The organism is Acetobacter papayae JCM 25143 (genome assembly GCF_000613285.1).
Lineage (GTDB): Bacteria > Pseudomonadota > Alphaproteobacteria > Acetobacterales > Acetobacteraceae > Acetobacter > Acetobacter papayae.
Window position 1 is genome coordinate 1 of record NZ_BAIN01000088.1, and the last position, 8,448, is coordinate 8,448.

An 8,448-nucleotide genomic window follows, 5' to 3' on the forward strand; every position below is an offset into this window, starting at 1 on the left:
CCGCCCACAAAAGCGCCTACACCCGCCCCCAGATACACCCCGCCAGATGCCACACCCACACCCCGCAGGCTCAGGCCCAGATGGGTGTGCAGGATATCGGGCAGCCAATACAGCAGCACCCACCATGTTGCATCAGACAGCACCTTGCACAACGAAAACACGACCACAAAACGCCACACACCAACCCGCGCAAAACCCGGCGCGCTGCGCAGCGCTTCGCCTACTACCGCTCCGGGAACTGACGGAGCCGGTTCATGTTTCACGCCTGAAGACTGAGCACTCCACGGCCCCGAGCGGTCACGCAACCAGAGCCCGGCCAGCACCACACCCGTCAGGCCCAGCCCCACCACCATGCTTTCCAGCCGACCCATGGCAGCAACAGCCCAACCAGAACCGGCGTAATGACAGCCGCAACATTCGGCACGGCATTAACCATACCTATGACACGGGCACGCTCTGCACGCGGCACACCCGTCGCGATCAGTTTCATCAGGCTGGGCATGCCAGCCCCTTCCAGTGCGCCCAGCGTGGCACGCACCAGTATGAACTCCCTAACCGTTGTCACCACCGCGTGCAGAACGGTCATCAGGCTCCAGCCTGCCAGTGCTACGCCCAGCACCCGGCGCGACCCCAGCCTGTCCACCAGCCAGCCCGATGCAAGCAGGCTGCAGGCCGAGGCAACCTGCGTCCAGAAAGAAATCCGGGCGTAATCACGCGCACTCCAGCCAAAGGTCTGATCCAGAACAGGCTTGATCAGGCGATGATCTGCCGGTCCGCGGTGGAGACCACGATAATCAGACACAGCAGCAGCATAGCCGCCCAGGGAAAAGCCCTTTCCTTTCGTGGCGCGCGCGACATGGCTCAGAAATCCTTGCGCAGGATAAAGCCGCCATACCGCCCATAATCACGCGGGATGGAGTCCATCGTGCCGCCTACAGCGCCGTAGCTGATATAGGACGCATAATGGGTGTTGATAGCGTTACGCATCACCAGCGACAGTTGCAGCTTGAGCTTGGTATCACGCAAAGTCGTGCTCATGTTCCAGATACCATAAGCCTTCTGCACCGTGTCGGGCGTTTCCGTCAGGGCAAACTGCGTGCGGCTCTGCCATGTGTAATCACTATCGACCGAGAACGAATAACGATCGCTCAGCGCATGGGTGTAATCCGCATTAAGCACGAACTTCCAGCGCGGCGCGAAAGGTAGCTGCTGGCCGTTGACATTGCACGAAGCCGGCGCGCCAGCAGGGCAGTTGAACTGATCCACCACAGCGTAATTATAGGTGAAATTCCCACCCAGTGTCAGATCATGCAGCACATGAGCCGAAACATCCGCTTCCACACCCTTGGAGGAAACAGACCCGGCATTGATCATACGGTAAACGGCGCCACCGTTGACGTTATCCAGAAAATTTGCCTGAAAGTTAGAAAAATCTTCAATGAACGCCGCAAGGTTTGCCGTCACACGACGGTGCCAGAACTGCGATTTAAGACCGATTTCATAGCTGTTGTTCTGCTCGGGCTTGAGCACCTGTGAATCGGTGGACTGCATGTTGAAGAACGTATTATACGCAGGCCCCTTATACCCATGCGAATAGGTAAAATAGGCGTGCATGTCAGGCGTAATATCGTATTGCAGCCCGATACGATCCACATAGCCGTTCTGCGAGGTGGAACCGGTCGAGGCATAAGACGGACGAACACCCAGAACCGGGTTGGACGCCGTAGCCGTTGAATTACGCGCCATGTTGTAAGACAGGTCATCACGCAGCAGACGCAAGCCGAGAATGGCGCGGAAACGCTTTGTGAAGTTCAGGTTACCTTCAGCAAAAATAGCATAGTTGTTGTTGGCAATACCATAATTGGAAACACCCCGACCCGGATTGGGGCTGGCGGCACTGCCTGTCACCACGTTACGGCTATAGACTTCCGAATCCACGTCATGCAGGTAATAGAACCCGCCCACGTAATCGAAAAAATGCCCACGCGGTGAGGCAATGCGCAGTTCTTCCGATGCCTGCCAGAAATTAAGCTGCCCATGATCGCGCACATCTGTCACCCTGCGGGGGTGGAACCAAGACCGTCATAATCCTGATCCTGAGTGTTCTGCCACCGCCGGTACGCGGAGATGGAGGTTAGCTTGTAACCCGCCCCCAGATCACGATCGACCGTAACCGCCGCCCCGCCGGTATGATCCACCGAGCGGCTCTGGATATTATTGCTCACCTGCGTGTTGTTCCGTGAAGGCTAATGCCCTGAGCATTCAGGGTTGCTGCCAAAGACGGATTGGGTGTCGATATATTGGTGGGGAACGCCACCTGCGAGGTAGAGGAATATACGCCTGTTGGCACAAGATCGTTCTGGTACATGTAGTCCAGAGCGAGGGTTACCTTTGTTTCATCATCCGGCGTCCAGAGGAATTTCGAACGCACGCCACGATGTTCGTATCCGTTCACCATGGTATTGTTGGCGATGTTTGTAACATTGCCGTCAAACCCGCCAACCAGAAAATCGGCGTTGGCCACCAGTTTGGACGGTACAAGCGTGCCAGATACCCCCCCTGTCAGGCGGTATTCGTTACCCGAGAAATAGCCGCCCTCCATATAGCATGGAAATCCGCCGTGGGTTTATTGGTGCTGATGTTCACCGCGCCAGCCGAGGCGTTCTTGCCAAACAGCGTGCCCTGCGGGCCGCGCATGACCTCTACCTGACTCAGCCCCACAATATCGGTTGTGGCCATGCCGGGGCGGGCCATCACCACGCCATCGATCACAGTCGAAACCGACGGCTCCACCCCCGGCGATGTGGAAATAGTGCCAATACCACGGATAAACACCGCACGATCCTTGGAGGATGAATTGGCGCGGAAATTGGCCGAGGGAATAAATTCGAAAATACCCTGCAGGTCATGCACGTTATCACGCCGCGCCTGACTGGCGGTATAAACCGTTGTAGCCACAGGCACTTTCTGCAGCGGCTCACTACGCCGCCGCACGCTGACCGTTACCTCTTCCGCGCTGGCAGCAGGCTGTGACGCCCCCGCCGCATGGGCCAGACCCGTATCAAGCCCACCACCCAAACCACAACCAAGCGATGTCGCTGACATGGTCCAAACAATTCGTCGCATACCTGCTGACATGACTGACATCGCTAATTCACCGAAAAAAAAAGTGTTTTACATAAGTCCGATAACGAATCGTTTTATCGGTCATAAAATAACTAAAAGTCAATGTTGTTATTTTTTCATTTCTCATTATATTCACACCTCAGAGGGGTGATTCGCTCCGGGCGGTTTTATGCCATGCGGAACCAGACCTCCTTAACCGCCTACGGGTGTCACGGAAAACTCTTTAACTTACTGTTTTATAACAGTTTTATTGAGAGTCTTTGTGGCCTTCCCTCATGAGCGAAATTAACGCTTTTTATTCGTTATTATGGGATTTGCTCAGATGTCTCTCAGCCCGCTCGCAGCGCCCGCTCACCCCACCCTGACCAAACTGGGGGGCAATATCGGTGCCGAAATCCACGGCATTACCCTCTCCCCCGACCTGCCGGAGCAGGATATCGACTTCATTTACAAGGCGATGCTCGAGCACAAGGTCATCTTCTTCCGCCGTCAGACACTCGACAGCAGCCAGCAGGAACAGCTTGGCACGCGCTTTGGCACGCTGGTTTCGCACCCGACCGTTGCCAGCGCCAAAGGCACCAACCACATTTTCGAGCTCAAGGCCCGTAAAGGCCGGGCCGCCAATACATGGCATGCGACATGACCTTCATGTCGTCCTACCCCAAGGCCTCCATCCTCCGCTGCATCCAGCCTGCCCCGTATGGTGGCGCAACGCTGTGGGCCAATACCGTCACAGCCTATGAGGGCCTGCCCAAACCCTTGCAGGAACTGGCGGACAAGCTGTGGGCCATCCACACCAATGATGGTTACGACCACACCGATCTGGTTGCCGAACGGGACTGGGAGTTCGTTCAGTGGTCGGCCAATGTGTTCGCGGCACGTGTTTTCGAAGCGCGGCACCCGCTGGTGCGCATTCACCCCGAAACGGGTGAGAAAAGCCTGATTCTGGGCAATTTCATCAAGCGTCTGGCGGACTTTAACCTGCCCGATTCCAATGCCCTGCTGGAACTGTTCCTCTCCCACGCCACCCGGCCGGAAAACACGCTGACATGGCACTGGCAGGCAGGTGATGTCGCCATGTGGGACAACAGGGCAGCGCTGCACCGCGCCGTGGCCGATTTTGGTGATTTCCCGCGCCTGCTCCAGCGTGTCACTCTCGTGGGCGATACCCCCGTCAGCACAGACGGACGCGAGAGCGAGCAGATCATCAACGCCCAGCCCAACCGCGTGTGCTGCTCGAAACACCGCACCACTGGGCTGAACGCACACAGGCCTGATCAACCAGCCCCAGCCTTCCGGGACAGGCAGCCATGCTCCCCCCGGAAGGCACGAGGGGGATTTTATGGTATAGGCGCGTCTTCATTACTACGGACCGCCTTATGCCTGCCCCAGCCCATGATGCCCCCGCGCACGCCTTTCAGGCCCCCCGGCCGTGGTGGATGCTCCGCACGGCCTGATCGGATTTTTTATCCTGATCATGCTGCCCTTTCTCTACCCTGCCATTCCACCGCTGACCGATTTACCCGGCCATATGGGACAATACCGGGTGGAAGCAGATCATGCGCTCTCCCCCGCGCTCCAGCAGTATTATGCCCTGCACTGGCACCTAAACGGTAATCTGGGGGCGGATCTCATTCTTCTGCCGCTGGGCCAGTTGCTGGGTCTTGAGCCAGCTACACGCATTCTCATCATGCTGGTGCCGATCCTAACCCTGCTGGGTTTTTTCAATCTGGCGCGCACGGTGCATGGCACCGTACCCCCGGCAACCCTGTTTGCCATGCCGCTGGTTTTCAACACGCCTTTCCTGTTTGGCTTTGTTAATTACAGCCTGTCCATGGCGCTGATGCTCAATGCCTTTGCCCTCTGGCTACGCCTTGGCCAGAGCAACCGCACAGCCTTACGCGCGGGGCTTTTTGTTATTCTGTCGTCCCTGCTCTGGCTCTGTCATGTTTATGGGTGGCTGGTACTCGGGCTGTGCGCCACCTGTGCCGAGTGTGCCCGCCTGAGCGACCGGCGCTGGCCTTCACTAGCGCGCATGCTACTCAGGCTTTTACCTCTTACCCCACCGTTCGTCATCATGGCGTTCTGGCGCGGCGATGGTGGTAGCGAACACTGGAACTACAACTGGTCTGACAAGCTGGTCTGGATTGCCAAGCTCGTCTGCGACCGCTGGATGTTTTTTGACATCGCCAGCGCCGTTTTCCTTGTTGGCATGCTGATTTTTCTGCTTCGATCCCGCCTCATGCGCCCAGACCCGCGGCTCGGCTACCCCGCCATCGCCATGCTGGCACTATACTGTGTTGTACCCTCGGCTTTTGGTGGCGGCTCCTACGCGGATATGCGCATGACACCGTATATTATCGCACTGGGTTTTCTGTCCTTTCGTCCCCGCCCCGTGGCTGTCAGCGGTAGCGCTGCCTCACGCCTGCGCTTTCTGCCTGTTCTGGCGGTTGGTTTTTTCGCCCTACGCTGTCTTGGCACAACGACCAGCTTCGCGCTGTCGGCCACGGTCTATAACCAAGCGCTGCATGCCGTTGCCCATATTCCGCAAGGCCAGCGCGTTGCGGCCTTTGTGGGCCGGGGCTGCCGCACGGGCTGGAATCCTCACAGGCTGGATCACCTGCCCTCTCTGGCCCTGCTCCGCCGCGATGCGTTCGTGAATGATCAATGGAATATCGGGCGCACACAGGTTGTGCAGCCTATCTATTTCGCCAGCACCGACCCCGGTTTTCATTACGGTCAGGATCCATCACAGATCGTGATGGCCCAACCCTGTGGCCCGGCATGGTCACTAGACAGGTCGCTGGCTGAACTGCCGCGCGAACGGTTCGATTTTGTCTGGCTGATTACGCCGCCTGCCTTTAACCCACACGGGCTGGATGGCATGACCGAGGTCTGGCGCGAGGGCGCTCAGGCCCTGTATCGTATTCCCCACGATACGTCCCTTCCGGCCCGCTAGGCGGTTTTACCGGCAGGGTACCCCCTCCGCCCGACCGGGCGAAGGGGGACAACACAGGCTCAGAACGCCGCAGGGACGTGCTGGCTGCTCACCAGTTTAATGATGGTGTGCGCCTTGAGCGCATCCGGCCCACCTTCCGTGCCGTACCCGGAATCCTTCACACCGCCAAAGGGTGTTTCCGGCGCGCCGATACCATGATGGTTCACCGCCACCATGCCCGCTTCCAGCGCTTCGCCCAGTAGGCGTTCGGTCCGCTCATTGCGGGTATAGACATAGGCCGCCAGACCGTAAGGCAGGCGGTTGGCTTCACGCACCGCGTCAGCCAGTTCGGTATATTCATCCACAATAACGATGGGGCCGAACGGCTCCTCGTTCATCAGACGCATAGCCAGCGTGGGCTTGCACACGAGCGTGGGCGGGAAGAAAAAGCCCGTATTGGGCAGGGGCGTATCGGGCTGCCACAGCTCGGCCCCTTTCTGGCGGGCATCTTCCACCAGTTCGGTCAGGGCTTTCACGCGCCGCTCGCTAACCAGCGGCCCCATGGTCACGCCATCCTGCAGGCCGCTGCCGATCTTGAGCGCGCTGACCTGCGCCTTGAACTTTTCCAAAAAGGCCGGTGCAATATCGCGGTGCAGCAGGAAGCGGGTGGGAGCAATACACACCTGACCCGCATTGCGGAACTTGGCACCGGCCAGCCGTTCGGCCGCTGCATCCAGATCCGCATCGGGGCAGATGATGACGGGGCCATGGCCGCCCAGTTCCATAGTGACAGGCTTCATCTGCGCACCGGCCAGAGAGGCCAGATGCTTGCCAACCGGCGTAGACCCCGTGAAGGAAATCTTGCGCACCACCGGATGGGCGATCAGATATTCCGAAATCTCGGCCGGGTCACCATAAACGAGCGACACAACCCCTTCGGGGATACCCGCATCGCAAAAGCAGCGGATCAGTTCAGCGGGAGAAGCCGGGGTATCTTCCGGTGCTTTTACAATAACCGCACACCCGGCCCCAAGGGCCGCACCCAGCTTGCGGGCAATCTGGTTGATGGGGAAGTTCCACGGCGTAAACGCCGCCACCACACCCACGGGACGACGCAGAACGCGCTGCTCAACATCGCGCGCGCGTGCGGGCACCAGCTCGTCATTCAGACGGCGGCCTTCCTCGCCAAAATATTCAATCACATCGGCTGCGACCATAATCTCGATCACTGCCTGCGCTACGGGCTTGCCCTGCTCACGGGTCATAATGCGCCCGATATCCTGCGCACGCTCGCGCAGAAGGGCAGCGGCCTTGCGCATGACCCCAAAACGCTCCCACGCGCTCATGCTGCGCCACACCTCAAACCCGGCAGCGGCACCAAGGGCAGCCTGCTCCAGATCAGACTTGTCCGCATGGGCGACATGGCCAATGACTTCCGCCGTTGCGGGGTCGAGCACGTCAATCGTGCGGCCACCCGTCGCGTCACGCCATTTTCCGCCAATCAGAAGCTGTGTGTTTACCAGTGTTTCAGCCATAAAGCCCTCTCAAGCAGATAGGGCGGGAACAAGCCCGCCTTTTGTCCTTCATTGTAACAGCAGGCTGGCCCTGCCTCAAACCCCCACACCACACGCCGGAGCGACGCGAGGTCAGGCTGGTTTGTGGTCTTTGAGCACCATGGGCAGCCCCGCCGCCACAAACATGACCCGACCGACCTGCGCTGCCAGTTTCTGGTGCAGGTTCCCGCCTCATCGCGGAAACGGCGGGCCAGCGCATTATCAGGCACGATACCCAGCCCCACCTCGTTTCCCACCAGCACCGTAGGGGCCAGACGGGTAGACAGGCTCTGGAGCAGGCGCGCGCTGTATGCCTCCACATCCTGCTCTTCCAGCAAAAGATTGGTCAGCCACAGGGTCAGGCAGTCCAACAGGACAGGCATATGCGCATGCTGTTCCAGAACGTCCGGCACATCCAGCGGTTCCTCCACTGTCTGCCAGCCCGCATGAGCGCGCGCGCTCTTGTGCTGGGCTATGCGGGCCCCCATTTCTTCATCCCATGCCCGGCCTGTGGCGACATAAAGCCGGGGGCCGGGCAGGGCTGTCAGGCAGGCCTCTGCCAGACGGCTTTTGCCCGAGCGTGCACCACCCAGAACCAGCAAGGTTCCGGCCAGCCCTGTATCGGAAAGGTTGAGCACAACGCCACTCATGCGATAATCCGCCTTTTCAGGGGATGCTCTCCCCGCCCAGTTTCCGGGCGACCGCACCACTCCGGGTGCACGCCGCCTTGCCGTTTTTGCCACCGCACAGGACATTCCGCCATGCCGTCCGCGCCGCTGCCAGCCCCCCATCCGTTGTCCAGCGCCCCGGCGCCGTCCAAGACAGAACTCC

At 59.2% G+C, this 8,448-nt stretch carries 9 protein-coding genes and 1 pseudogene; 2 read left to right on the top strand and 8 right to left on the bottom strand.

Annotated features, from left to right (window positions below; genetic code table 11):
• The 6 genes and pseudogenes from JCM25143_RS24315 to JCM25143_RS24340 form a co-directional block, all read right to left on the bottom strand.
• A pseudogene (locus tag JCM25143_RS24315) lies at positions 1-371 on the bottom strand (MFS transporter); the annotation flags it as partial.
• Positions 332-802: an MFS transporter gene (locus JCM25143_RS24320; protein WP_025861605.1), complete on the bottom strand. Its 471-nt coding sequence runs from the start codon at positions 800-802 to the stop codon at positions 332-334. The pseudogene JCM25143_RS24315 and the gene JCM25143_RS24320, both read right to left, overlap by 40 nt.
• A 59-nt stretch (positions 803-861) precedes the next feature.
• Complete coding sequence (locus JCM25143_RS24325; RefSeq protein ID WP_234395280.1) at positions 862-2,058, bottom strand: TonB-dependent receptor; 1,197 nt, start codon at positions 2,056-2,058, stop codon at positions 862-864.
• Positions 2,055-2,225: a hypothetical protein gene (locus JCM25143_RS24330; protein ID WP_234395283.1), complete on the bottom strand. Its 171-nt coding sequence runs from the start codon at positions 2,223-2,225 to the stop codon at positions 2,055-2,057. The genes JCM25143_RS24325 and JCM25143_RS24330 overlap by 4 nt, the downstream gene beginning before the upstream one ends.
• A complete protein-coding gene (locus JCM25143_RS24335; RefSeq protein WP_234395284.1) occupies positions 2,222-2,602 on the bottom strand; it encodes a hypothetical protein in 381 nt (126 codons plus the stop codon). The genes JCM25143_RS24330 and JCM25143_RS24335 overlap by 4 nt, the downstream gene beginning before the upstream one ends.
• The gene (locus JCM25143_RS24340) at positions 2,563-3,105 is read right to left on the bottom strand and encodes a TonB-dependent receptor plug domain-containing protein (protein ID WP_234395285.1); all 543 of its coding nucleotides are present in this window, start codon (positions 3,103-3,105) and stop codon (positions 2,563-2,565) included. Before JCM25143_RS24340 ends, JCM25143_RS24335 begins: the two co-directional genes overlap by 40 nt.
• Positions 3,106-3,448: 343 nt before the next feature.
• Here JCM25143_RS24340 and JCM25143_RS24865 point away from each other — a divergent pair, with 343 nt between their 5' ends.
• Positions 3,449-3,769 carry a TauD/TfdA dioxygenase family protein gene (locus tag JCM25143_RS24865; RefSeq protein ID WP_267879965.1) on the top strand — a complete coding sequence of 107 codons (321 nt, stop codon included), beginning with the start codon at positions 3,449-3,451 and terminating at the stop codon, positions 3,767-3,769.
• Complete coding sequence (locus tag JCM25143_RS24870; RefSeq protein ID WP_267879966.1) at positions 3,766-4,743, top strand: TauD/TfdA dioxygenase family protein; 978 nt, start codon at positions 3,766-3,768, stop codon at positions 4,741-4,743. Before JCM25143_RS24865 ends, JCM25143_RS24870 begins: the two co-directional genes overlap by 4 nt.
• Before the next feature lie 1,401 nt (positions 4,744-6,144).
• Here the strand turns inward: JCM25143_RS24870 and JCM25143_RS13600 are convergent.
• Complete coding sequence (locus JCM25143_RS13600) at positions 6,145-7,599, bottom strand: NAD-dependent succinate-semialdehyde dehydrogenase (protein ID WP_025861607.1); 1,455 nt, start codon at positions 7,597-7,599, stop codon at positions 6,145-6,147.
• Complete coding sequence (locus JCM25143_RS19800; protein WP_159101654.1) at positions 7,581-8,267, bottom strand: bifunctional adenosylcobinamide kinase/adenosylcobinamide-phosphate guanylyltransferase; 687 nt, start codon at positions 8,265-8,267, stop codon at positions 7,581-7,583. The genes JCM25143_RS13600 and JCM25143_RS19800 overlap by 19 nt, the downstream gene beginning before the upstream one ends.
• Between the last annotated feature and the right edge of the window lie 181 nt (positions 8,268-8,448).

Coding starts and splice junctions, on each gene's coding strand:
- JCM25143_RS13600 (WP_025861607.1), bottom strand. CDS start 7,599: ATGGCTGAAACACTGGTAAACACACAGCTTCTGATTGGCGGAAAATGG.
- JCM25143_RS24335 (WP_234395284.1), bottom strand. CDS start 2,602: ATGGAGGGCGGCTATTTCTCGGGTAACGAATACCGCCTGACAGGGGGG.
- JCM25143_RS19800 (WP_159101654.1), bottom strand. CDS start 8,267: ATGAGTGGCGTTGTGCTCAACCTTTCCGATACAGGGCTGGCCGGAACC.
- JCM25143_RS24865 (WP_267879965.1), top strand. CDS start 3,449: ATGTCTCTCAGCCCGCTCGCAGCGCCCGCTCACCCCACCCTGACCAAA.
- JCM25143_RS24870 (WP_267879966.1), top strand. CDS start 3,766: ATGACCTTCATGTCGTCCTACCCCAAGGCCTCCATCCTCCGCTGCATC.
- JCM25143_RS24340 (WP_234395285.1), bottom strand. CDS start 3,105: ATGTCAGCGACATCGCTTGGTTGTGGTTTGGGTGGTGGGCTTGATACG.